19 protein-coding genes and 1 pseudogene are annotated in these 22,950 nt (G+C 59.9%); 11 read left to right on the forward strand and 9 right to left on the reverse strand.

Annotated elements, in window-relative coordinates; all coding sequences use genetic code 11:
• Positions 1 to 262: 262 nt before the first annotated feature.
• The 4 genes from QD409_RS28705 to QD409_RS28720 all read left to right on the forward strand — a co-directional run bounded on the left by QD409_RS28705 (position 263) and on the right by QD409_RS28720 (position 4,069).
• The gene (locus QD409_RS28705) at positions 263 to 451 is read left to right on the forward strand and encodes a hypothetical protein (RefSeq protein WP_430764293.1); all 189 of its coding nucleotides are present in this window, start codon (positions 263 to 265) and stop codon (positions 449 to 451) included.
• A gap of 163 nt (positions 452 to 614) precedes the next feature.
• The gene (locus QD409_RS28710) at positions 615 to 773 is read left to right on the forward strand and encodes a hypothetical protein (RefSeq protein WP_430764294.1); all 159 of its coding nucleotides are present in this window, start codon (positions 615 to 617) and stop codon (positions 771 to 773) included.
• A 757-nt stretch (positions 774 to 1,530) separates the two neighbouring features.
• The gene (locus QD409_RS28715) at positions 1,531 to 2,634 is read left to right on the forward strand and encodes an OpgC family protein (RefSeq protein ID WP_425348543.1); all 1,104 of its coding nucleotides are present in this window, start codon (positions 1,531 to 1,533) and stop codon (positions 2,632 to 2,634) included.
• A gap of 343 nt (positions 2,635 to 2,977) precedes the next feature.
• A complete protein-coding gene (locus tag QD409_RS28720) occupies positions 2,978 to 4,069 on the forward strand; it encodes a porin (RefSeq protein WP_430764295.1) in 1,092 nt (363 codons plus the stop codon).
• Between the two features lie 247 nt (positions 4,070 to 4,316).
• On the opposite strand, the gene QD409_RS28725 is transcribed toward QD409_RS28720, so the two are convergent.
• Positions 4,317 to 6,086 (reverse strand): glucan ABC transporter ATP-binding protein/ permease, encoded by a 1,770-nt coding sequence (locus QD409_RS28725; RefSeq protein ID WP_092851823.1) that lies wholly within the window; start codon positions 6,084 to 6,086, stop codon positions 4,317 to 4,319.
• Between the two features lie 368 nt (positions 6,087 to 6,454).
• Between QD409_RS28725 and QD409_RS28730 the strand changes: the two genes are divergently transcribed.
• On the forward strand, positions 6,455 to 7,195 hold the full coding sequence (locus tag QD409_RS28730) for a helix-turn-helix transcriptional regulator (RefSeq protein WP_092851824.1): 741 nt from the start codon (positions 6,455 to 6,457) through the stop codon (positions 7,193 to 7,195).
• A gap of 115 nt (positions 7,196 to 7,310) precedes the next feature.
• Positions 7,311 to 10,772 (forward strand): pyruvate carboxylase, encoded by a 3,462-nt coding sequence (gene pyc / locus QD409_RS28735; protein ID WP_430764296.1) that lies wholly within the window; start codon positions 7,311 to 7,313, stop codon positions 10,770 to 10,772.
• Between the two features lie 99 nt (positions 10,773 to 10,871).
• Here pyc and QD409_RS28740 read toward each other — a convergent pair whose 3' ends face one another.
• The 4 genes from QD409_RS28740 to QD409_RS28755 form a co-directional block, all read right to left on the reverse strand.
• On the reverse strand, positions 10,872 to 12,128 hold the full coding sequence (locus QD409_RS28740) for a multidrug effflux MFS transporter (protein ID WP_430764297.1): 1,257 nt from the start codon (positions 12,126 to 12,128) through the stop codon (positions 10,872 to 10,874).
• Between the two features lie 262 nt (positions 12,129 to 12,390).
• A complete protein-coding gene (locus QD409_RS28745) occupies positions 12,391 to 13,152 on the reverse strand; it encodes an amino acid ABC transporter ATP-binding protein (protein WP_430764298.1) in 762 nt (253 codons plus the stop codon).
• Positions 13,149 to 13,829 carry an amino acid ABC transporter permease gene (locus QD409_RS28750; RefSeq protein ID WP_092851776.1) on the reverse strand — a complete coding sequence of 227 codons (681 nt, stop codon included), beginning with the start codon at positions 13,827 to 13,829 and terminating at the stop codon, positions 13,149 to 13,151. Before QD409_RS28750 ends, QD409_RS28745 begins: the two co-directional genes overlap by 4 nt.
• 85 nt (positions 13,830 to 13,914) lie before the next feature.
• Positions 13,915 to 14,688 (reverse strand): amino acid ABC transporter substrate-binding protein, encoded by a 774-nt coding sequence (locus tag QD409_RS28755; protein WP_430764299.1) that lies wholly within the window; start codon positions 14,686 to 14,688, stop codon positions 13,915 to 13,917.
• A gap of 284 nt (positions 14,689 to 14,972) precedes the next feature.
• Here QD409_RS28755 and QD409_RS28760 point away from each other — a divergent pair, with 284 nt between their 5' ends.
• Positions 14,973 to 15,911 (forward strand): LysR family transcriptional regulator, encoded by a 939-nt coding sequence (locus QD409_RS28760; protein ID WP_430764300.1) that lies wholly within the window; start codon positions 14,973 to 14,975, stop codon positions 15,909 to 15,911.
• Here QD409_RS28760 and QD409_RS28765 read toward each other — a convergent pair.
• Both QD409_RS28765 and QD409_RS28770 read right to left on the reverse strand, forming a co-directional pair.
• The gene (locus tag QD409_RS28765; protein ID WP_430764301.1) at positions 15,862 to 16,596 is read right to left on the reverse strand and encodes an SDR family oxidoreductase; all 735 of its coding nucleotides are present in this window, start codon (positions 16,594 to 16,596) and stop codon (positions 15,862 to 15,864) included. The genes QD409_RS28760 and QD409_RS28765 overlap by 50 nt on opposite strands.
• Positions 16,597 to 17,191: 595 nt before the next feature.
• Positions 17,192 to 17,437: a DUF2188 domain-containing protein gene (locus tag QD409_RS28770; protein WP_430764302.1), complete on the reverse strand. Its 246-nt coding sequence runs from the start codon at positions 17,435 to 17,437 to the stop codon at positions 17,192 to 17,194.
• Positions 17,438 to 17,565: 128 nt separating this feature from the next.
• Here QD409_RS28770 and QD409_RS28775 point away from each other — a divergent pair, with 128 nt between their 5' ends.
• The 3 genes and pseudogenes from QD409_RS28775 to QD409_RS28785 all read left to right on the forward strand — a co-directional run bounded on the left by QD409_RS28775 (position 17,566) and on the right by QD409_RS28785 (position 19,872).
• The gene (locus QD409_RS28775; protein WP_430764303.1) at positions 17,566 to 18,357 is read left to right on the forward strand and encodes a type IV toxin-antitoxin system AbiEi family antitoxin domain-containing protein; all 792 of its coding nucleotides are present in this window, start codon (positions 17,566 to 17,568) and stop codon (positions 18,355 to 18,357) included.
• Positions 18,344 to 19,261, forward strand: a pseudogene (locus QD409_RS28780) (nucleotidyl transferase AbiEii/AbiGii toxin family protein). Before QD409_RS28775 ends, QD409_RS28780 begins: the two are co-directional and overlap by 14 nt.
• A gap of 158 nt (positions 19,262 to 19,419) precedes the next feature.
• Entirely contained in the window at positions 19,420 to 19,872 is a 453-nt protein-coding gene (locus QD409_RS28785) for a hypothetical protein (RefSeq protein WP_430764304.1), read from the forward strand.
• Between the two features lie 7 nt (positions 19,873 to 19,879).
• Here QD409_RS28785 and QD409_RS28790 read toward each other — a convergent pair whose 3' ends face one another.
• On the reverse strand, positions 19,880 to 20,464 hold the full coding sequence (locus QD409_RS28790) for a hypothetical protein (RefSeq protein WP_430764305.1): 585 nt from the start codon (positions 20,462 to 20,464) through the stop codon (positions 19,880 to 19,882).
• A 123-nt stretch (positions 20,465 to 20,587) separates the two neighbouring features.
• Positions 20,588 to 21,460 carry a DMT family transporter gene (locus QD409_RS28795; RefSeq protein ID WP_430764306.1) on the reverse strand — a complete coding sequence of 291 codons (873 nt, stop codon included), beginning with the start codon at positions 21,458 to 21,460 and terminating at the stop codon, positions 20,588 to 20,590.
• Positions 21,461 to 21,712: 252 nt separating this feature from the next.
• On the opposite strand from QD409_RS28795, the gene QD409_RS28800 reads away from it, so the two are divergent.
• Positions 21,713 to 22,912 (forward strand): MFS transporter, encoded by a 1,200-nt coding sequence (locus QD409_RS28800; protein ID WP_430764307.1) that lies wholly within the window; start codon positions 21,713 to 21,715, stop codon positions 22,910 to 22,912.
• Positions 22,913 to 22,950 lie beyond the last annotated feature (38 nt).

Consider the following 22,950-nt stretch of genomic DNA (forward strand, 5'->3'; position numbering starts at 1 on the left):
GCGGATGATTTCCGGCGGCTTGCCAGGTTAAAGCGGCTCAGGGTTTCACGGGAATCGCCGAGCCACTTTAACCGCTTGTTTTAATGCAAGTCTGGACGGAAGAACCTCCGTGCGCTTCTCCTGGAATTGCTTAACGGACGAGCTGCCGAAACACGACCAATCGTATAGACTATTGACACCTGCCGCAATTCTGTCATGATCTCGTTAATGGCGGTTAACTTTCGTGATCCCAAACATGGGTCACACGCGAGTGGAGGCAGGCATGTTTTTCATGGGTGGCATGACCATGGGCTATCTTCATCCGCCGGTCCCGGCGAAGCAGGACGGTGTGCGGTCTGCCTCTCTTTCCGATGAAAAATGCCGCCGCCAGGCCGGATCTGCCGAAGAGCAGGTGGCCGATACGAGCGCCATAGAGCGCAGTTTGATTTGGGCTCGCCGCATTCTCTGCTGATTTGGTTTTTGCCGATCTTATGAGCCCTTGCAACCCAGTGGTTTATTTTTTCTCGAGCGTGCTGCTGGACAGAAATTCATCTCTACCTAATTGATAGGAATTGTGTGAATGTCTGTTCGAAGCTCGATCAGAGACACATAAGAAGAACGAACGGAGGCAACACATGGCGAATTTGGGCATATCGAATGCGCATGTGAATCAGTTCGACGGTTCCAAGCGAACCGTCAAGACGCGGCACAAGATACAGACAGCGGTTAACGTCGTACTGTTTTCAGCGGCGTTTCTGTTCGTAGCGGCGATTGTCTTAGGCTTCGTGATCTGATCGAAGAGCGTTTGCGGGGAGGCGGGTTTGACCGTCTCACGGCAAGGCTCTTCGGAGTTCATTTTCTTCAATAGCGAATGGTGAGGGCGCGGCCGACAGAATTGTCGATGCTGCGCTTTTTAGTATGGGCCACGTCGTCATGGGCGTGCGCGAGATCGCACCGAAGATGCCTGTATTGCTTCGATATGCTCAGTCGGGTCAGCCATGCACATGATCGTGATCGGGTCGATAGCGATCGTGTAGAGCCCTCTGTCGTTACGGCTGATATCTAATATAAAGGGAATCGACTCGCCGTGGCGACTGGACCTGACAACACAGGATCCGCCGGCCGGCTGTATCGTGTCGCGATCGAAGGCATTCTCGGCAACAGCGCCAATATGGCCGGCCTCACCTCAAGCCGCCGCTGCCTTCATGACGGGATAGCTTGGCGGCGGACATTGAGCCGTCAGACGGAAAAATCTCTGCTTCCGTCTCAAAAGCGCCCGAAGCGGCGGGATACTCGGTCATCGTAATATCGGACGGTTGCCCATCCCGAGGGCATCCGATCGGACAGTAGCATTTACTGCACTGTTTTGCGTCGTCGTTCGGTGCAGGGAAGGAACTCTCTAGCTCCGATCGCATTTGATTGTCGGAACAGGAGATCTCGATGAACTCAAGGGCGAATATCGGCCCGGCATCGGCACAGCCAGTCAGTTTGCCGCGGCCGGTGCTTCAGAGGGATACGCGACTGGATGTCCTCAGGGCCTTGGCCCTGATCATGATCTTCATCAACCATGTGCCGGGGCAGATCTTCGAGTTCATGACCTCGAAGAACTTCGGCTTTTCCGACGGAGCCGAAGCCTTTGTGCTGATCTCCGGCATATCGGTCGGTCTCGCCTACGGAACCCGCTTTTCTCCTGGAAGCCGGCTGTCGATGGCATGGAAGGCGGTCAAGCGCGCCTTCACGCTCTATACCGCGCATATGATCACCACCTTCGTGACGCTGGTGCTTTTCATCGCCGGTGCCTGGATATTCCAGCAGAAGGGTCTGCTGTGCGAAGTGAATATTCTGGCCTTGCTTATGGATCCGGCTGGCGGCATTCCGGCGCTGCTCACGCTTGGACACCAGATCGGCTACAATAATATCCTGCCGATGTACGCAGCGCTGTTTCTCATGTTGCCTCTGATCATGCTGCTGGAGGCGAAGAGTCCGCCGCTGCTGCTTTTGGTTTCCGCCAGTGTCTGGCTTGTGTCGGGCATCTATTACATTGCGCCCCATACGACCTTGCTCGAAGGCTTTTGGTTCCTCAACCCACTGTCCTGGCAATTCCTGTTCGTCATAGGCTTCGTCGCCTGCATGCATGTGAAGCGCGGTGGAAAGATCCCCGCTCATCCGGTGCTGATCGCACTCGCGTCCGTGTATGTGCTCGTTTCTTTTGTCTGGGTTACCGACAAGCTCTGGGTGCTCGGCGATTACCTGGCGACGCTGGGTCTGCCGACCGTCGTCACCGGTTTCGACAAGACCTTCCTGTCGCTGCCGCGATTGCTGCATGTGCTGGCGCTGGCCTACCTGATCGTCAGCGTGCCGTCCATTTCGCGGTTTCTGCGCCGTTCCGCTCATCATCCGCTGACGATCCTCGGGCGGCATTCGCTCAATATTTTCGTCGCGGGTACGATCCTCGCCATGGCCGGCCAGGTTCTTCTCTATGTGACCAACAAGAGTCCCATCGTTGGTGCGATCTATGTTGTCATCGGCACCGCCACGCAGTTCCTCTATGCCTATCATCTCGAGCGCAAGCGGCTTCAGACTGCCGGGCAGCGGCCTGAAAAGGCACAGCTGGCGGCGACCGCCGTGCCGGCGCATATCGCAAAGCGCCGCTGAGCGCCCCACCGGGCCACGCGTAAGGCGCGGCCTAATTATCTGATTTTTCTCTAAAATTCATTTGTGACACTTTCACGAAGGAAGTGTGACGTGATTTTTCTGCAACGCAAAATGATTGCGCTGCGGTGCGGCAGAAATTTAAGTGCCCAAAATCTTGTTGTGCAAAATTTAATTGTTATATCGTCGTCGTGACGGCACTTAGGGAGTGCCGCCATCGCGTCGCCGGCTTTTCCAAGGGGGATGGCCGCGCATTCGTGGGGATTGTCAAAATCGGGAATGGGTACGGACGTCGAACTCTCGGCGCGATAGCTCATGTCCAATCGATACTGAATTGGAGTAATCTATGAATATCAGAAGTCTTCTTCTCGGTTCGGCCGCCGCTCTGGCAGCTGCATCGGGTGCGCAGGCGGCTGACGCCATCGTGGCCGCCGAGCCGGAACCGCTTCAATATGTTCGCATTTGTGATGCCTATGGCCCCGGCTACTTCTTTATTCCGGGCACGGAAACCTGCCTCAAGGTCGGCGGCCGCGTCCGTACCGAGGGTGAATGGTACGATGCCTACAATGCCAGCAGCAAGAGCGGTACGCTCTGGCATACCCGTGCAGAACTCGCCGTCGACACAGCGACGGACACCGAATACGGCCCGCTGAAGACCAACACGGTTATCCGCTGGGACTGGAACGACGGCAACACGACCAGCACCAAGCTGCTCTGGGCCAATATCAGCCTCGGCGGCTTCCTCGTCGGTAAAGCTGACTCGCAGTACAACTCCTACATGGGTTATGCCGGCAACGTCATCAACGACGACGTCATCTATGACGGCCCGAAGGAACTCAACCAGCTGACCTACAAGTATGATGCCGGCAATGGCTTCACGGCCGTCATCTCGGTGGAAGATTCCAACTCCGCAGGCGATACGTCGTCCTATGGTGGCGCCTGGCAGACCGGCAAGGGCAACCACTACGCTCCGGACGTCGTCCTCGGCGCCGGCTACAAGACGGGCGCCTGGACCCTCCGGGTCATCGGCGGCTACGACAGCATCGTCGAGGAAGGCGCCATCAAGGCTCGTGTCGACGCCGACTTCGGTGCCTTCAAGGCCTTCTTGATGGGCGGCTGGAACACGAACGGCGACAAGCTGAACAAATATGCCGGCTCCTATCTCAACGGCAACCGCGCGGCCTGCCCGACCAATGGTGCTGATTGCGGCTGGGGCGACTGGGCCTTTTGGACGGGCGCCAGCTATCAGCTGACTCCGAAGCTGCAGGCCAACGCGCAAGTTGCCTATACCGACTCGAAGATCTTCGCCGCAACCGCCAACGTTGCCTGGCGTCCGGTCAAGGATCTGCTGGTTCAGCCGGAGGTTTCCTACACGAATTGGGATGCTGCCGATCGCGACCAGTGGGCCGGCGTCCTCCGTTTCGAGCGCAAGTTCTGATCCGATCTCGGTTGGGTACCGATGTTAACTCCTGGTGGCGCCCAGCCGTATTGACCTCCGATCAGAAAACGGAAAGGCCCGGTTTTCCCGCCGGGCCTTTCTTGCATCTGCGTGTCTGCTTTCCGCCATTCCAGTGTGGATATTGCGGAATGGTTTTGGCAAGGCGGCGACCCAGCCAAGAACTGGGCAAGAAAAAAGCCGGGAGAGCATCGCTCTCCCGGCTTCCATTTTGGGCCCCTTGCGAAGATCAGGCGGCTTCGTGTTCCGTCGTGTGCGCCTTGCGGACTTCTTCGTCCGTCAGGATGCCGCTGGCGCGCAGCAGGGCGGCGAAACGGCCGTTGCTCTGGCTGAGCTCGTTGAAGCTGCCGTTCTCGATAATGCGGCCGTTGTCGAGGAAGAGAACCATATCGGCCTCGCGTACCGTCGACAGTCGGTGCGCAATGATGAAGGTCGTGCGGTTCTGGCGCAGATTGTCGATCGCCGCCTTGACCCGGTTTTCCGTTTCGACGTCGAGCGCACTCGTTGCTTCGTCGAGGACCAGGATCGGCGCATCCTTCAGGATGGCGCGGGCGATCGCGATTCGCTGGCGTTCACCACCAGAGAGCTTGTTGCCACGCTCGCCGACGCGGGTATCGTAGCCGCTTTCGCGGGTTTCGATGAAGTCGTTGGCGGCGGCGGCCTGGGCTGCACGGATCATTTCTTCCTGCGTAGCACCTTCACGGCCGAGGCAGATGTTGTCGCTGATCGAGCGGTTCAGCAGACCGGCATCCTGGAACACGGTGGCGATGAAGCGGCGCAGCGACTTGCGCGTCACCTTGGTAATGTCGTGACCGTCGACGAGGATCTGGCCCTTCTGCGGGTCGAAGACGCGCTGCAGCAGGTTGACGAGCGTCGTCTTGCCGGCGCCTGTCGGGCCGACGATGGCGACGGTCTGGCCAGCCTTCACCTTGAAGGAGATGTCGTGCAGGCCCTGCGAGGTATTGGCGAAGCCGAAGGATACATCGCGGAACTCCACTTCGCCCTTGACGTCCTTGATCTCGGCCAGGCCAGCAGGCTCTTCGCGGTCGCGTACCGAATCTTCCAGCGAGTAGAAGTCTACGAGCTTGGCGCGAGCCTCGAAAATCTGGTTTGCGAAGTTGCGCAACTGCTCCAGGCGGCCGATCAACACGTTGGCGAAGGCGATGAAGGTGATCAGCGCGCCAAGGCTCAGGCTGCCGTCCTGAACGAGAACGGTACCGATCATCAGGATCGCCATCATGGCAACCGTCGAAGCCGTACGGTTCAGCGCACCGGCAAGAGCCCACCAGTCGAGAACCGGATACTGGGCGGCCAGCAGGCGTTCAGTGAACGACTTCAGCGCCTTGGTTTCAGCTTCGATGCGGTTGTAGCTGTGCAGCACCGAGACGTTGCTGATCGAGTCGCTGACATGCGAGAAGACGGTATTGTAGTGGCTTTCGACCGAGGTCTGGCCGTCCTTCGTGCGGCTCATGACCAGGCGGCCGATGAACCAGTAGAAGACGCCGAGCAGGATGAGCACTGCGGACAGGCGCAGGTCCATCGACATGGCGGTCGGAATCATGATGACGAGCGCCACGGCGGTCGACAGATGGTTGCGCATGAATTCGAGCCACAGGCCGAACAGCGCTTCGCAGGCGCGCAGCAGCGTGTTCAGCGCGCTCGCCGTGCCGCGCTGGCTATGCCAGGACAGCGGCATCGAGATGATGCGGCCGAATGCTTCGGTCAGCAGGGAGGCGCGGCGGCCATGCGCGAGACGATCCGCCTCGCGGGACACCACGATGAACGCTACGGCACTGAAGACGGCGAAGCTCGCCCACAGCACCATGGTCGGCGTGACGGCTTCTTTCTTGGCAATGGCGTCGAAGATACGGCCGAACAGAACCGGTTCGTAAATGGTGGTCATCGCCAACGCGATGTTTGCGATCACGACCATCCACACGCGGTATCGGTACGCGCCAAGATACTTCAGGGCTCTCGCATAGACTTTGAACAGTGACACGTCTGGCACCCTCTTTGCATCGGCAAAACTCGGAATGCTCGGATGCTACAGATCGCTACCTGAACCGGCGATTAACGGAATCTGACGCTGTTTTTTAACGCGAATTTTCGCGTCATACGCGCGCACTTTTTAAGTTGACGCTATCGGTTTTGTTTAAAGTGTGAGAGTTTGATGCTGCCTTGGCGTCGCATTGCCACATCGCGCAAGATCTGCCATCCAAGGTTGAATGATAAAAATTTCGCCAAGTACGTTCAATTTTGTGCCGAGCTGAGTATGTTGCCGGCAATTGGATGCGCTTTGGACGAGGCGGGACACCGTTCTGGATGTCAGCGCGCCAGCAATTCAGGCTGTGAAGCCAAGAGGTAGATGTGAATATCCATTCGTTGTTACAGCTGCTTGTAGTCATCGAAGAATGCAAGCTGGCCAAGAATGTCGTGTCCGAACTCGAGGTGGTGCTCCGTTCCTACAAGTTCGATTTCTACGGCCTGCTGCGGCAGCCCCGGCCGAATATCGAGCTTGCGAGTTTTATTCTTGCTGGCCGCTGGCCAGAAAAATGGCCGCTGACCTATGAAAACAAGCGCTATATGCTTGTCGATCCGGTCGCGCGGCATCTCAGCCGGGCGCAGCGGCCCTTCCGCTGGCGCGACGCCGTGACCGCGCTCAAGAGCGATCCGCTGCGGCGGCGCATGGAGCAGATGATGGCGGATGCCCGCGCCAACGGGCTGGTCGACGGCTACATCTTTCCCATTCACGGACGCAACGGCCTGCTCGGCAGCATGACCATCGGCGGCGATGCCGTCGATCTGTCGCCGACGGAGCTTTCGCTCTTCGATGCCGTGGCCAGGAAGACGTTCTGGCGGCTTCTGGAGCTGCGCGACGAGGCGAAATCGCTGGAGGAAGCCACCAAGGTCGATGCGAAACTGACAAAGCGCGAGATGGAGGTGCTGAGCCACCTGGCCGAAGGCATGACGTCGATCGAGATCAGCCGCCTGCTGGTGATCTCCAACCATACCGTCGACTGGTATATGAACAGCATCCAGGACAAGCTGAGGGCGAAGAACCGGCAGCACATTGTCGCAATCGCTTTCAGAAACGGTCTTATTCCGTAGCGGCAACTATTTTGATTTCTGGCAGCATGAGGAAATTGAACTTCGTGTGACAAGAAGTTAAGAATTTTCTTCGCGGGTGCAGCATTGCCCGTTTCGATGCCGTGAGGAGACTGCATTGCCCATTTCCAAGATCCTGGTTGCCAACCGTTCCGAAATCGCCATCCGCGTATTCCGCGCCGCCAACGAGCTTGGCATAAAAACGGTGGCCATCTGGGCCGAGGAAGACAAACTCGCGCTGCATCGCTTCAAAGCGGATGAGAGCTATCAGGTGGGCCGCGGCCCGCATCTTGCCCGCGATCTCGGGCCGATCGAGAGCTATCTGTCGATCGACGAGATCATCCGCGTCGCCAAGCTTTCCGGTGCCGATGCCATCCATCCCGGCTATGGCCTTCTGTCGGAAAGCCCTGAATTCGTCGATGCCTGCGATGCCGCCGGCATCATCTTCATCGGCCCGCGCGCCGATACGATGCGCCAGCTCGGCAACAAGGTTGCGGCGCGCAATCTGGCAATCTCGGTCGGCGTGCCCGTCGTGCCGGCAACCGAGCCGCTGCCGGAGGACATGACGGAAGTTGCCCGTATGGCCGAGGAGATCGGCTATCCGGTTATGCTCAAGGCCTCCTGGGGCGGCGGTGGCCGCGGCATGCGCGTCATTCGCTCCAAGGCCGATCTCGCTAAGGAAGTGACGGAAGCCAAGCGCGAGGCGAAGGCCGCCTTCGGCAAGGACGAGGTCTATCTTGAAAAGCTCGTCGAGCGCGCCCGCCATGTCGAAAGTCAGATCCTCGGCGATACGCACGGCAATGTCGTGCATCTGTTCGAGCGCGACTGTTCGGTTCAGCGCCGCAACCAGAAGGTCGTCGAGCGCGCGCCGGCGCCCTATCTCAGCGATGCGCAGCGCCAGGAGCTCGCCGCCTATTCGCTGAAGATCGCCGGAGCAACCAACTATGTCGGCGCCGGCACCGTCGAATATCTGATGGATGCCGATACCGGCAAATTCTACTTCATCGAAGTCAATCCGCGCATCCAGGTCGAGCACACGGTAACCGAGGTCGTTACCGGCATCGATATCGTCAAGGCGCAGATCCATATTCTCGACGGCTTTGCCATCGGCACGCCGGAATCGGGCGTGCCGCGCCAAGAGGACATCCGCCTCAACGGCCATGCGCTGCAGTGCCGCGTGACGACGGAAGATCCGGAGCACAATTTCATCCCGGATTACGGCCGCATCACCGCCTATCGCTCGGCGTCCGGCTTCGGTATCCGTCTCGACGGCGGCACCTCCTATACCGGCGCGATCATCACCCGCTACTACGATCCGCTGCTGGTGAAGGTGACCGCCTGGGCGCCGAACCCGCAGGAGGCGATCGCCCGCATGGACCGCGCGCTGCGCGAATTCCGCATCCGCGGCGTGGCGACAAACCTCACCTTCCTCGAAGCGATCATCACCCATCCGAAATTCCGCGACAACAGCTATACGACGCGCTTCATCGACACGACGCCGGAGCTGTTCCAGCAGGTCAAGCGCCAGGACCGCGCCACCAAGCTTTTGACCTATCTCGCCGACGTCACCGTCAACGGCCATCCGGAAACGCGCGGCCGGCCGATGCCATCGCCGAAGGCTGCCAACCCGGTGCTGCCCTATATCGACAGCAATATTCCCGATGGCACCAAGCAGCTGCTGGACAAGCTCGGTCCGCAGAAATTCGCCGAATGGATGCGCGGCGAAAAGCGGGTGCTGATGACCGATACGACCATGCGCGACGGCCATCAATCGCTGCTCGCCACGCGCATGCGCACCTATGACATCGCCAGCGTCGCCGGCACCTATGCGCGCGCCCTGCCGCAGCTTCTGTCGCTGGAATGCTGGGGCGGCGCCACCTTCGACGTCTCCATGCGCTTCCTCACCGAAGACCCGTGGGAGCGTCTGTCGCTGATCCGCGAGGGTGCGCCGAACCTGCTGCTGCAGATGCTGTTGCGCGGCGCCAACGGCGTCGGCTACACCAACTATCCCGACAATGTCGTCAAATATTTCGTCCGCCAGGCGGCCAAGGGCGGCATCGATCTCTTCCGCGTCTTCGACTGCCTGAACTGGGTCGAGAACATGCGCGTGTCGATGGATGCCGTCATCGAAGAGAACAAGCTCTGCGAGGCGGCGATCTGTTATACGGGCGATATCCTCAATTCCGCCCGCCCGAAATACGATCTGAAGTACTATACGGATCTCGCCGTCGAGCTGGAAAAGGCCGGTGCCCATATCATCGCGTTGAAGGACATGGCCGGCCTGCTGAAGCCGGCCGCGGCCAAGGTGCTGTTCAAGGCGCTGCGCGAGGCAACCGGGCTGCCGATCCATTTCCATACGCATGATACGTCGGGTATCGCAGCCGCCACCGTGCTGGCCGCGGTCGACGCCGGCGTCGATGCCGTCGATGCGGCGATGGACGCGCTGTCCGGCAATACCTCGCAGCCCTGCCTGGGTTCGATCGTCGAGGCGCTTAAAGGGTCCGAACGCGATCCAGGCCTCGATCCCGAATGGATCCGTCGCATCTCCTTCTATTGGGAAGCGGTCCGCCACCAGTATGCCGCCTTCGAAAGCGATCTCAAGGGACCGGCTTCGGAAGTCTATCTGCACGAAATGCCGGGCGGTCAATTCACCAACCTCAAGGAGCAGGCCCGCTCGCTCGGTCTTGAGACCCGCTGGCACCAGGTGGCGCAGGCCTATGCCGATGCCAACCAGATGTTCGGCGATATCGTCAAGGTAACGCCGTCCTCCAAGGTTGTCGGCGACATGGCGTTAATGATGGTGAGCCAGGACCTGACGGTTGCCGATGTCGAGAACCCCGCCAAGGATATCGCCTTCCCGGACTCGGTCGTGTCCATGCTGAAGGGCGATCTCGGCCAACCGCCGTCCGGATGGCCGAAAGCGCTGCAGAAGAAGGCGCTGAAGGGCGACAAGCCCTATATCGTCCGTCCCGGCTCGCTGCTTGCCGAAGCCGATCTCGATGCGGAGCGCAAAGTCATCGAGACCAAGCTGGAACGCAAGGTCGGCGATTTCGAATTCGCCTCCTACCTGATGTATCCGAAGGTCTTCACCGACTATGCGCTGGCGGCCGACACCTACGGCCCGGTCTCGGTGCTGCCGACGCCGGCCTATTTCTACGGGTTGAAGGAAGGCGACGAACTGTTTGCCGAAATCGAGAAGGGCAAGACACTCGTCATTGTCAACCAGGCGATGACGGCGACCGATGAGAAGGGCATGGTCACGGTGTTCTTCGAACTCAACGGCCAGCCGCGTCGCATCAAGGTGCCGGATCGCGCCCATGGTGCTTCGGGAGCCGCTGTCCGCCGCAAGGCGGAGCCGGGCAATGCCGCCCATGTCGGTGCGCCGATGCCGGGCGTCATCTCCACGGTCTTCGTCTCGCCCGGCCAGGCGATCAAGGCCGGCGACGTGCTGGTTTCGATCGAAGCCATGAAGATGGAGACGGCGCTGCACGCCGAAAAGGACGGCACGATCTCCGAGGTGCTGGTGCGCGCCGGCGACCAGATCGATGCCAAGGATCTGCTCGTCGTCTACGGCGCGTAATCGGCAAGGTCGGTTTTCGAACCGAGCCGCTGACTGGGATGTGGAATGTCTTCGTCGCAAGGCCGCGCTGTTACAGCCGGCCTTGCGACGAAGATGCCTTCATCTCGTTGTGTGAGCCTGCCGCTCTGCGATGGCTGCCCAAAAGGCCGCCAGTAGCGCGAGCACTGCCGATACCAGCAGTAGTGTAAATAGAGCGTGGATCGTCGGCGATCGGGCGAGAAACAGGCCGGCGACGGAGCCTATCAGCGCGCCGCCTGATATCCTCATGGCGGCGGCCAGACCAGCAGCTGTTCCGACCATGTCCGGCCGTACCGACATTGCGCCGCTGTTGGCAGCCGGCATGGTCAGCCCGTTGCCGAGGCCGATGAACATGCAAGGACCGAAGAGCGCCAGAACATGTGTCATGCCCAATAGCGAAAGAGCGAGGCCGGTCGTCAGGCCGATGCAGGTGAGAAGCCGCGCGATGACAAGGATCATGCCGAGCGGGATTCTTGCCCCGTAGCGGCCGGCCAGGTAGCTGCCCAGAACGAAGCCGGTGGGAATCAGGCCCATGTAGAAGCCGAGCTTGGCGCTCGATCCGCCGAGCGTATCGCCTATCGTGAGCGGCGCTCCTCCGAGGAAGACATAAAGCACGCCCATCGAGCAGGCCATGCAGAGGGTGTAGGCCCAAAAACGCGCCGAACGCAAAAGCAGCGCGTAGGAGGCAACGTAGTTTCTGCGCGCACCCGACGCGGGCGCTCTCGATCCCTTCAATTCGTGCATGGACAGGACGAAGGCGGCAACACCGAAGATTGCGAGGACAATGAAGCTGGCGCGCCAGCCGAAAAACTCGTCCAGTGAGCCGCCGAACAGAGGTCCAATCATGGGCGCAAGCGCCCATCCCATGGCGAGATAGCCGAATTTGCTGGCCGCTTCGCGCTCGTCGGATGTCTCCTTGATGACGACAAGCGCAACGGAGTAGCACGGCCCGATGCAGGCCTGCATCGCGCGGAAGACGAGAAAGGTGCCGATATCAGGAGCGAGAACGCAGCCGATCGAGGCGATGATAAAAATGGAAAGCGCCGTCAGGACGACCGGCCTGCGGCCGAAGCGATCCGATATCGCGCCGCCGATGGCCTCAAGCGAGGCGGTGACGAAAGAGAAGCCGGCGACCGAGAGGTTCACGAGGGCGAAATCGGCATGGAATGCCGCTGAAATCTTCGGCAGAGACGGCAGGATCATGTTGACCGGCAGCACGGCAAGGGCGGAAAGCAGGATGAGGGTCGTCAGCCGCGGCCGTGTGGCTGCTCTTTCGATTGTCGTGTCTTCGATTGCTTGTGTGGATGAACTTTCGATGCGGCTCTTTGTGCGCGTCATGGCCTTGTCCGTCGTGTGGGTGGGAAGTCGAGGAAAATCTGACGGGCGCCGCCCAGTTTCAGGGCAATAAAAAAGGCCCCGTCAGGAGCCTGCTTACCGCGCATGGATGCTTTCGCCGGATGGTTACACCATCCTGCCCATGCGCCTTCCTACCACCACGAGAACCAATGTCGTGTTCATGGGCACTAGAGCTAGACGGAAAGCCGCGCGTGGTCAATGCGCGGCCCATTCGCCGGAGCAGCGATTTGTCTACCGGGAAATCCTAGATGTCGTAGCTGTGGCCGGCATTCAGCGTCGAGATGAATTGCTTGGTCCGCTCCTGAGAGGGGTTGGAGAAGACGTTACGCGAGGAACCGGTCTCGACGATGCTGCCCGCTTCCAGGAAGACCACGTTGTTGGCAATCTTCGAGGCGAGGCGCAGGTCGTGCGTTGCCATGACCATGGTGGTGCCTTCATTGGCGAGCTTGCCGAGGACCTCGACCACTTCCGCCGCCAGTTCCGGATCGAGCGCAGAGGTCGGCTCGTCGCAGAGCAAGACGCGGGGCGAGGGGGCAAGCGCCCGGGCGATGGCGACGCGCTGCTGCTGGCCGCCCGACAGCGTCGAGGGCCAGGCATCCATCTTGTGCGCCATACCGACCTTGGTCAGCAGTTCGACGGCGCGGGTGCGGGCCTTTTCAGTCGGCCAGCGCAACACCGTCGTCAGGCCTTCCATGACGTTCTCGATGGCGGTGCGATGCGGAAAGAGCTGGAAATTCTGGAAAACCATGCCGGTCTGCCGGCGGATCTTCTGGATATCCTGCCAGGCCACGCGCTTGTTCGGCGCAAAGGAGACTGACTCGCCGCCGATGTTGATCGTTCCGGCAGTCGGGATTTCCAACAGGTTGATGCAGCGCAGCAGCGTGCTCTTGCCGCCGCCGGATGGACCGACCAGCGCCGTCACCGTGCCCTCTGGGATCATCAGGCTGATATCCTTGAGGATGACGTTGTCGCCGAAGCGCTTTTCGATGTGGGACAGCTCGATCATGCGCGTGCCTCCAGCGTGCCGCCGGAGCGGGAGAAATGGCGCTCGAGGTAGCCCTGCAGCGTCGAGAGGAAAGTGCTGAGCACGAGATAGATAATGGCAGCCTCGACATAGAGGATCAGCGGTTCATAGGTCGTCGCCACGATGCGCTGCGCGGCCTGGAACAGCTCCGGCACGGTGATGGCGGCTGCGAGCGAGGTATCCTTGACCAGCGAGATGAAGGTATTCGACAGCGGCGGCACGGCGACGCGAGCTGCCTGCGGCAGGATGGTGCGGCTCATCGCCTGGCGCCAGTTCATGCCGATCGAATAGGCGGCTTCCCACTGGCCCTTCGGTACGGAGGAGATGACGGCACGGATGATTTCCGACGTGTAGGCGCCGACGCTGAGCGTGAAGCCGATGACAGCGGCCGGAAATGCGTCGAGCAGAATGCCGAGGCTCGGCAGGCCATAGAAGATGACGAAGAGCTGCACCAGCAACGGCGTACCGCGGATCACCCAGACATAGAAGCGCGCGACGGCGACCAGCGGCGGCGGGCCGAACAGGCGCGTAACGGCGGTGAGCAGGCCCAGCAATATGCCGAGGATGAAGGTGATCAGGGTGAGCGGGATGGTGAAGATGAGCCCTGCCCAAAGCAGCGTGCCCAGTGACTCCGACATCAGTTGCAACCAATGCTCCACGGAGAAGCCTTTCGATAAAAGAATGCGTCCGGAGGTGACCCCGGACGCATCTTTTTCACAGTTTTATGTCTCTGCCTATGCCTTCTTACTTCGAAACATCCTGTCCGAAGTACTTCTGCGAGATCTTGGCATAGGTGCCGTCTGCCTTGATATCGGTCAGCGCCTTGTTGATAGCGGCCTGCAGTTCCGGCTCACCCTTGCGGATGATAACGGCCGAATAATCGGCATTGGACTGCTGGGCGACGATCTTCACCGGCGCGTCGGGCTTATGCTTCTTGAAGTCGAGGAAGGAAAGGCTGTCGTTGATGGTGGCGTCGGCGCGGCCGGTCAGCACCAGCTGGATCGACTGGTCGAAGCCGTCGGTGCCGACGAGCGTGGCGCCGGACTGTTCAGCGAGCTTGCCGAAGTTGCTGGTCAGCGACTGTGCGGCCTTCTTGCCCTTCAGATCAGCGAAATCCTTGATGTCGGCGTTGCCATCCTTGACGATCAGCACCGCCTTGGAGGCAATGTAGGGCTCGGAAAAATCATACTTCTTCTTGCGGGCATCGGTGACGCCGACTTCGTTGATGACGGTATCGTAACGGTTGGCGTCGAGGCCGGCGATCAGGCCGTCCCACTTGCCTTCCAGGAACTGTGCCTTGACGCCGAGCTTGGCGGCGATGGCTTCGGCGATCTCGACGTCGAAACCGGTGAGCTTGCCGCTCTCGTCATGATAGGTGAAGGGCGCGTAGGTGCCTTCCGTGCCGACCTTCAGCGCGCCGGCGGCCTGGATCGCCTTGAGATTGTCGCCGGCATGGGCGGGGAGCAGGAGCGCGGCCTGCACGAGGGCGGCGGCGGCAACAGTCTTCAACCAGTTCATCGTTTTCTTCCGTTTCTGGAGCGGTTTCATTCAATATTGCATACATCGCAGAAAAAATGGATCGAGGAAGCGTAGAAAACTGCGAGATAAATGGGCAATTGCGAATATTTTTCTCAAGATGCAGCGGATATCGCGCATTAGCTCATAGCGGGTGATGAAGGCGCGAGATGATCCACCGCCTGTTGACGAGGGTTGCCGCGGCGTGGCAGCTTTCAGTTGAGAGCGTGGTCTTTTTCCGCTCGCTCGTCGTGGTGCCTGCCGCGACATCGTTACGGTATTGATTGATGCATCCGAGGCTCCTCAAGACATTTCTGGCAGTCGCCCACAATAGAAGCTTCACGCGCGCTGCCGACGAGGTTCATCTCGCGCAGTCGAGCGTCAGCGATCAGATGCAGACGTTGGAGGCCGAGTTGGGCACCGCGCTCTTCGTCCGTTCGCGGCACGGTTTGGAATTGACGCAGGCCGGTCAGGTATTTGTTTCCTATGCCGAAGAAATTCTCGTGCTGGCTGATGAGGCGCGCATAGCCGTCACGGCTGCGGGCGGTTCCAAGACAGGTTCGGTCAACATCGGCGCGCTTGAGACCATCGCCGCCGTCCGGCTGCCGGAATGGTTAGCCGGCTTTCAGAGCGCGCATCCTGATATTGCGCTCAGGCTGAAGGTTGCGGGAACTGGCGAGCTGATGCGCAAACTGGAGGCTGGCGAGCTCGATGTCGTCTTCTGTTTCGACAATGGCGGTCTCGATGAGCGCTTCGTCAAGCGCGTGGTTTGCAAGGAGGTGCTGGTTCTCGTGACACCCACGGGGGGCGCCTTCGACTTGCGAAAGCCTGATCTGGCTGAGCTTGCCACGAATAATTTCCTGGCAACCGAGGTTGGGTGCGTCTATCGCAACATGTTCGACAAGGCCTTTGTCGAAGCCGGTCTGGCGCCGCCGAGGCTCGCCGCCGAAGCTGGCAGCATCGGCGCGATCGTGCGATTGGTTGCCGCGGGTGCTGGTATGGGACTGGTGCCGCGCCTCGGCGTCGTCGATGCCATTGATCGGGGCGAAATCAACGAGCTGCCTTGGCCTGGGCCGTCGCAAACCGTTCCGCTGGTGATGATCTGGCGCCGCCGGCGCGTGCAGCCGCCGTCTCTGAAATTGCTGTTGGCGGCTGCGAGCGAAGGTTTTGCGCCGGCTAGATCAGTCGATGCCCACCCTCGACATGCAGTACGGTTCCCGTCGTAAAGCCGTTGCCCATCAAGTAGCCGATGGCGTCGGCTACATCCTCCGGCTGGCCGACGCGTCCGACCGGTAGCCGTTTTGCCATGGCGTCCAAGGTTTCGTTTCTTTTATCGCCGGCCACGAACGTCCAGATCGGTGTGTCGACCCAGCCCGGCGACACGGCATTGACGCGGATCGGCGCCAATTCGACCGCAAGCGCGCGTACCAGCCCTTCCAGTGCCGCATTGACTGCGGCCACGACCGATCCGCGCGGCGAGGGCCGGTAGGCCGCCACGCCGGAGGTGAAGGTGAGGGAGCCAGAAGGCGACAGTGCTGGCGCGCCGTATTTTGCCAGCAGCAACGGCCCGAAGAATTTGCTGTCCACGACCTTTTGTGCGGCCTTCAAATCCACGTTGGGCAGGAGTTCATAGGCTCCTTCGATGTCGGCGGCGGTGCTGACGATGTGGTCGACCTTGCCAATGCGATCGAAAAGGGCGGCTACCTCAGCTTCCCGAGAAATGTCTATCGCCACCGTCGACAGCACCGGATGTGACAGTTCGGTGCTGATACGGCCGAGCCTGTCCGCATTCCGCCCGGCGATGATGACCTCCGCCCCGGCGGCAAGCGATTGCTTCGCCAGCGCCAAGCCCATTCCGGAACTGCCGCCGACGATCAGAATCCTTGAATTTGCTATGTCTGCCATTGCCATGCTTTTCACTCCTACAGCTGATGACCGTAGTGGAGATTTGGCAGAGAGGGGCGCGGAGCGAAAACGGAGAAAACCGATGGCGCTATCGGCATGTCCGATAGAGGGCTGACGGCGAGATTTTAGACGATATGCGGGAGTCTCGTCTCAAGCCGTGCGTCGTCTCATCGCTATGCTCACCGAGGAGATTTCGGCCGAGCCGAGCCCCAGATTGTCGGCGTTTCTGGCTTGGACCACAGAGCACTTGGCGCAGCGCGAGTCTCGCTTGTCTCCGCGGGCGATCGAGGATCGCTTCGAGGCGGAGCGCCTATTTGGTGACGATGACGATCACGGCTTCACGCCCACGCGGTGGTAGGCTGGCGAGAGTAAGGAAGTGTCGATAGGTTATTGATGGCGCGGCAGGCGAGGTCCGATGCTTTTGGCCGCGGGCGGGTCGTCTGGCGCTTTGTCGCGCTGCGGGAACGGCGGGGTTCGACGCAACGCGTGATACCGCCTCTCGATTTCTTCCTGCTGGGCCGGTGGAAGATCGGCCATAACTTCGTCGATCGTGCGAGGCATGCGGGTTGCTTTCGTTGAAGTGCCGAGAGGTGGATACGAATTAGCCCGGCGATTTCTTGGGATCGGCAGCGCGCGGATAAGTCCGCTCTTCTTGAAATTGACCGTCGACCTTCTGGATCTTGACCGATCCTCCATCCTTGCCGGCAGCCTTCTCGAGGGCGCCGCCTTTGGTCGCATCGGATTTGGTACCGAAGCTCGCCGTAGGACGACTCGCGCCGTCTTTGGTCAAATCCCAGCGATCTTTCTTCTCGTTATGCGTAAGCGTCAATTTCGGCAGCTTGGCCATTTCCTCCTCCAGAAGCGTTGCGCCTCTCTGGTTTGAATGTTGCGTTTTTATTCCTACTATTGATGGGTCGAAAATGCGAAACCCCGAACTTGTCCTTCGGTTTAGACTCATGCTATTTTCAACCACTAATGGTAGGTCGAAAGAACGAAAAGATAAACCAACTTCATCGCCTGCTCCCCGAGGGGCTGGTGGTTGACACCGCTTGGCTGGAAAAACACGGCTACCGTCGGCAGTGGCGGGAAAAATACGTGGCGCATGGCTGGCTCGAAGGTGTCGTTCGTGGCGTCTATAAGCGACCGACCGGCAACCTTGATCAGGCGATAGCCTGGCAGCGCGTGATCATCTCGCTCCAGCGACTTCTGGACAAATCCGTGCACGTCGGCGGCCGCAGTGCCCTCGAGCTACAAGGCCTGACGCACTACCTCCGCTTTTCTGGCAAGCCAGGAATCCATCTCTATGCCTATGTCAGCTTGCCTGGCTGGGTCGAGCGAATACCGACCGACGCTCAGTTCGTCGAACACAAGGCAGACAAGCTCTTCGATGCCGACGCACCTGGAAGGACACGTATCGCATGGGGACACTGGGGATGGGAGCTCGATCTCTCCGCGCCGGAGCGCGCGCTTTGCGAACTTCTTGACCTGCTCCCGTCCCGGGAGACGTTCCATCAAGCGGACGTCCTAATGGAGTCGGTTCGCACGCTAAGCCCAAAGCGGGTTCAGGCCGTGCTGGAAGCGTGCCGGAGCGTGAAAGTGAAGCGGCTGTTTCTGTGGTTCGCCGAGCGGCACGCCCATCCATGGTTCGGCCGGCTCGATCTCAAACGTATCGACCTCGGTCGTGGCAAGCGCCAGATCGTGGCCGGCGGTCGGCTGGACAGCAAGTATCAAATCACTGTGCCGGAGACACTCGATGCCGGCGTCTGAAGCCTATCGCGCACAAGTCAGTCTCCTCGTTCGAGTTCTGCCGCTCGTTGCAGAGGAGAACGTCTTTGCATTGAAGGGTGGCACCGCCATCAATCTTTTCGTTTGAGACCTTCCACGTCTGTCGGTCGATATCGATCTGACCTATCTGCCGCTCGAGGATCGCGCGACCTCTCTCGCCAATATCGACGCCGTCATACGACGGATCGCTGCTCGAATTGGGGAGAATGTACCACGCAGCCGCACCCAGGTCGTGCCGCTGCACAGCGAAGGCGCAGCCACAAAGGTGCTGGTTGCCTCCGACGGTGTGCAGATCAAGATCGAGGTGACGCCTGTCATTCGTGGCTGCGTCTACTCTCCCGAGACACGCTCGGTTTGCGACCGGGTCGAAGAGCTCTTCGGCTATGCCGCGGTGCCTGTTGTGTCCTTCCCGGACCTCTACGCAGGCAAGATCGTCGCCGTCTTGGATCGGCAGCACCCGCGAGATCTGTTCGATGTCAGAGATCTGCTCGCGAATGAGGGTATGTCCGATGAGCTACGGCGCGCCTTCATTGTCTACATCCTGAGCCACAACAGGCCGATGGGCGAGGTCTTGGCGCCGACGCGCAAAGACTTACGCCACGAGTTTGACGCGGGGTTTGCCGGCATGACGGAAGAGCCCGTGACCCTGGAGGCGTTGTACGATGCTCGTGAAGCTCTAATCGCCGATGTCGTTGGCAAGATGCCTGCCGAGCACCGGCGCTTTCTTCTCTCCTTCAAGGCCGGCGAGCCAGAGTGGGACTTGCTAGGAGTGCCTGGAGCCGCGGACTTGCCGGCGGTGCGCTGGAAGGTCGACAACTTGGCCAAACTTTCGGAGGGCCGACGCGAAAAGCTGTTGTCTGATCTCAGGCGGGTGCTCGCGACATGAGATACGGAGGACGCATGGGGAACGCCGAAGTGAAAAGGAACAGGGCGACGATCTGCAAGCTACGCTCCGCAGTAGTTGGCTCTCGGGCTGTGGCGCTGACAATGTGGATTGCCAGAACGTCGACGCTTCAAAGCACAGCCGAGCTGAGAGGCTAGACCATGGTCCGTCTCTTCGTCGGCGTTACGGACAAGGCCTGGTTCGATCAGTTGAGCGCCTCTGTTCCGCATGACGAAGTCAATTTCTGGCAACCCAGCGGAACGACGCAGTTTCGCGCGCTTCAGCCCGGCGAACTATTCCTCTTCAAGCTGCATGCGCCAAACAACTTCATCGTTGGCGGCGGCATTTTCGGTCACGCGTCAATCGCGCCGCTGTCTCTGGCCTGGGAAGCCTTTGGCCTTAAGAACGGTGTTTCCAATCGCTCTGAAATGCGGGCGCGAATTGCGAGCTATCGCCGGGATCCAATTGCTCTGGATGATAAACAGGATCCGGTCATTGGTTGTCGAATACTGACCCAGCCGTTCTTTTGGCCTGGGAAGTGTTGGTTTCGAGATCATATCGGCAACAGTCGTGTATGCACGTCTTATGCGGCAACGACCGGTCGTCGCAGATAGCTGCCGTTCACGATCTCGCAGAAGCTTTGCCGCCGGTTCCTTGAAACAGGGCAATCGCCAGCTCGTCGCCGTCAAAATTACTTGCCAGTTTGACGGCCTCCTCCAGGGCGACCTGCTTTTCAAGGAGGTGATAGAAAAAACCATGCACGAAGAGCGGGATGGCCGCGCCATCCGGGTATTCGGCGGGCGCAATGTAGGCGCGGGCGCCTCCGGAAAGAAAGGCCTGTGCGAAGGCCTCGTTGCCTGTCAGGCACGCCGTACTCAAGACGACCTTACCTGGCAGCTTGATCCGGTTCATGAGATTGGCGGGCGGCAGGCTCCCTTTGACGAGGGCTGACGTGTCGATTTCCTCGACGAATTGCCCGAGTACGAAGCCCGTCTCATCGCCGTGGCCGGACAGGATGACATATTCCGGCGCGGTTTCCCCCTGACCCAGGCATTTTAGAACATCGACGGGTGTCCCCGGCAAATGCAGCAGAACCGCAGCCCCAAGGCTTTCGAGAATTGCCCTGAGAAGAAGCGCCTCGCCGGTATCGCCGATGGCGATAATCGCAACCGGCTCACGGGGCCAGGAAAAATACTTGTCGATCATCACCTAATCTCCGGCCTTCCCGAAGGACGTGAAGTTCTGGCACAGCATGCACGCTTTTCGGCGCCTTTGCCGCGAATGGCGTAGTAGCGACACCTCTAGCGATAGAATTTATTCCCGCTTACTTCAAGCCGTAGCCGTGCGCCGTTTCATCCGCTCGCTGATAATGATGATAAAGCCGGCGCTAAGGATGAGGATGGCGCCGATGAAGGTGTTGATGCCAGGAATATCGCCCCAGATCAGGTAGCCGAGCAGAAAAGCCCAGACGAGCGAGGTATATTCGAACGGCGCCAGCACCGAGACGGGCGCCTGGCGCATGCCTTCGAAGAGGGCGAGCTGGCCAGTGCCGGCAATGACGCCGGTTAGCAGAAGCAGGACGATCTGGAATGGGGTCGGCGTGTGCCAGTAGGCGATGGCCATGCCGGCGGTCAGGATGATGAACAGGATGTTTGAGACGGCCATCTGGATATGGCTCTTCTCGTGCAGCGCGGTCTTGCGCAAGAGCACCATGCCGCTTGCCCAGAGGACGGCTGCCTGCAGCGCCAGATAGACCGGCCAGGAGATCGACAGGCCCACCGGATTGGACGCGATCACGACGCCGCAGAAACCGACGCCGACGGCCATCCAGCGCGCGACGGTGACCTTTTCGCGTAGCACGATGGTCGCAAGGATCGTGCCGACGATCGGTGCGGCGTAGTAAAGTGTCGTTACCTCGGCAAGCTGCAGATAGGAGGCTGCCGTATAGTAGGAGATCCAGGCGATCAGGATGATAATGCTACGCACGATCATCGGCTTGATGATCGGCGAGCGTGCCACCTTACGGGCGAGCGACGGTCCTTCGAAGACGAAGCAGCCGGCAAGGATCGTGCAACTGCGGATGAACAGGACCTGCCAGACCGGGATGGAGGTGACGAGCAGCTTCACCGCCGAATCGTGGGCAGTGAACATCATATAGGCAAACACCGTAAGTAGGATGCCAAAGCTGATGGAATTTTTCACGGAAACACCAAGGGATAACCCGACGCGCGCGGGCCAAAGAATCTTTCAGGCTTCAAGCGATAGGAGCCTAGTTTTTCATCGTCAATAGGGCTTTTCGCCTATGCCGTACGGTTACGATTTATTTATTCGGGGTTGTGGCACCTTTGCCTCCGCTTTAACAGGTGGAGATGAAATGTGACCGTTCCTGCCTGTTTCCATCGTTGAGATTTCAATCGATTTAAATAGACTGCGGTGCCGATTTGGAGGAATTTCATGGACGAAATGGCAAAATTTGAGGGACTCGAGGCCCGTCGGAGCGCATTTTTCACAAAACCGCGCGCAGCTGTTTCGTTGATGTTCCTGTTGAACGGCTTCATGGTCGGCTGCTGGGCACCGAAAATTCCGGAATTCGCTGAGCGGCTGCAACTCACGAAATTCGAGCTCGGTTTGATGATCCTAGTCTTCGGCGTTGGCTCGCTGGTCATGATGCCGCTTGCCGGCGCGCAGATTGCCGTGCGTGGCTCGCGCGTCGTGGTGCGTGCCTTTGCGGTGCTGCTGCTGCCGATGATTCTGGCCCTCACGCTCGCGCCGAACGTATGGACCGCGGCCGTCGCACTCTTCCTCTTCGGTGGCTTCATCGGCGCCATGGACGTGGCGATGAACGCCAATGCCGTCTCGGTCGAAAAGGCCATGCGCCGGGCGATCATGTCCTCGTGCCACGCCTTCTGGAGCCTCGGCGGCCTGTTGGGTTCGGCGATCGGCGGTTTGCTGATCTCTCGCTGGGGCTTTCTCGGCCATGCCGAGGCCTCGACGGTTCTTGCCGTTCTCTTCCTGATTATTGCCTGGCCGATGGTTCTCGGCGACCAGCCGCATCCCGATGAGGCTAAGCCGAAGGCGCGGCTGCCGATGATCCCGCTGCCGTGGCTGCTTGGCATTGTGGCGCTGTTCTGCATGGTACCGGAAGGCGCGGTGCTCGACTGGAGCGCGCTCTATCTCGGTCAGGAAAAAGGCGCGTCGGTGGCGCTCTCGGGTTTCGGTTTCGCCGCCTTCTCGGCCACCATGGCGACCATGCGCTTCGCCGGCGATTTCGTTCGCGATTGGCTGGGCGCAGTCCGGACGCTGCGCGTCTGCACGGTCTTTGCCATCGTCGGTATGCTGATGGCGGCGCTGGCGCCGAATGCCGAGATTGCGATCCTCGGCTTTGCGCTTTGCGGCATCGGCATTTCCAACATGGTGCCGATTGCCTTTTCCGCTGCCGGCAACATTCCGGGGCTGCAGCCCGGCATCGGCATTTCGGTCGTCACCACGCTTGGCTATTCCGGCATGCTGGTCGCGCCGTCGGCTATCGGCTTTGCCGCCGAGCATGTTGGCTTCTCGCCGGTCCTGATGGCGCTGCCGGTGCTGTTGCTTGTCGTGTTGGCGTTGTCGTCGTTGGCGCGCTATGCTGACGGCATCGGCGAGAGCGAGCAATAATTTCGTCGTTTTTACCCGCTAGCGGGTGGATCCGTCCG

The organism is Rhizobium sp. BR 315 (assembly GCF_050577975.1).
GTDB lineage: Bacteria > Pseudomonadota > Alphaproteobacteria > Rhizobiales > Rhizobiaceae > Rhizobium > Rhizobium miluonense.

Coding starts and splice junctions, on each gene's coding strand:
- QD409_RS28705 (WP_430764293.1), top strand. CDS start 263: ATGTTTTTCATGGGTGGCATGACCATGGGCTATCTTCATCCGCCGGTC.
- QD409_RS28710 (WP_430764294.1), top strand. CDS start 615: ATGGCGAATTTGGGCATATCGAATGCGCATGTGAATCAGTTCGACGGT.
- QD409_RS28715 (WP_425348543.1), top strand. CDS start 1,531: ATGATCTTCATCAACCATGTGCCGGGGCAGATCTTCGAGTTCATGACC.
- QD409_RS28720 (WP_430764295.1), top strand. CDS start 2,978: ATGAATATCAGAAGTCTTCTTCTCGGTTCGGCCGCCGCTCTGGCAGCT.
- QD409_RS28740 (WP_430764297.1), bottom strand. CDS start 12,128: ATGACGCGCACAAAGAGCCGCATCGAAAGTTCATCCACACAAGCAATC.
- QD409_RS28745 (WP_430764298.1), bottom strand. CDS start 13,152: ATGATCGAGCTGTCCCACATCGAAAAGCGCTTCGGCGACAACGTCATC.
- QD409_RS28755 (WP_430764299.1), bottom strand. CDS start 14,688: ATGAACTGGTTGAAGACTGTTGCCGCCGCCGCCCTCGTGCAGGCCGCG.
- QD409_RS28760 (WP_430764300.1), top strand. CDS start 14,973: ATGCATCCGAGGCTCCTCAAGACATTTCTGGCAGTCGCCCACAATAGA.
- QD409_RS28765 (WP_430764301.1), bottom strand. CDS start 16,596: ATGGCAATGGCAGACATAGCAAATTCAAGGATTCTGATCGTCGGCGGC.
- QD409_RS28770 (WP_430764302.1), bottom strand. CDS start 17,437: ATGGCCAAGCTGCCGAAATTGACGCTTACGCATAACGAGAAGAAAGAT.
- QD409_RS28775 (WP_430764303.1), top strand. CDS start 17,566: ATGGTAGGTCGAAAGAACGAAAAGATAAACCAACTTCATCGCCTGCTC.
- QD409_RS28785 (WP_430764304.1), top strand. CDS start 19,420: ATGGTCCGTCTCTTCGTCGGCGTTACGGACAAGGCCTGGTTCGATCAG.
- QD409_RS28790 (WP_430764305.1), bottom strand. CDS start 20,464: ATGATCGACAAGTATTTTTCCTGGCCCCGTGAGCCGGTTGCGATTATC.
- QD409_RS28800 (WP_430764307.1), top strand. CDS start 21,713: ATGGACGAAATGGCAAAATTTGAGGGACTCGAGGCCCGTCGGAGCGCA.